At 57.3% G+C, this 431-nt stretch carries 1 protein-coding gene; it reads left to right on the forward strand.

Annotated elements, in window-relative coordinates:
• Positions 1 to 431, forward strand: a 431-nt coding sequence (locus L3X40_RS22205) for an IS5 family transposase (protein ID WP_237367487.1), incomplete at both ends; no start/stop codon positions are given.

The following is a 431-nucleotide window of genomic DNA, read 5'->3' on the forward strand; positions in this document are numbered from 1 at the left end:
CGGTCGATGCTGAAGATCCATTTCATGCAGCAATGGTTTGGGCTGTCCGACCCCGCGATGGAAGAAGCGTTGTGGGAGACACCGCTGTTGCGCGATTTTGCAGGGATCAGCCTCGACTTCGAGGGTGTGCCGGACGAGACGACGATCTTGAAGTTCCGACATTTGCTGGAGAAACATGCGCTGAGCAAAGCGCTGTTTGACGAGATGACGGCGGTTTTGAGTGAGCGTGGTTTGCTGTTGCGCCAAGGAACGATCGTGGATGCGACTTTGATCGCCGCGCCGCCGTCAACCAAGAACCGCACGAAGTCGCGCGATCCTGAGATGAAGCAGACCAGGAAAGGCAATCAGTGGTATTTCGGCATGAAGGCGCACATTGGCGCGGACGCGGCTTCGGGCTGCGTGCATTCGGCCGAAATGACTTCGGCCAATGT

It is taken from the genome of Rhizorhapis sp. SPR117, from assembly GCF_021742065.1.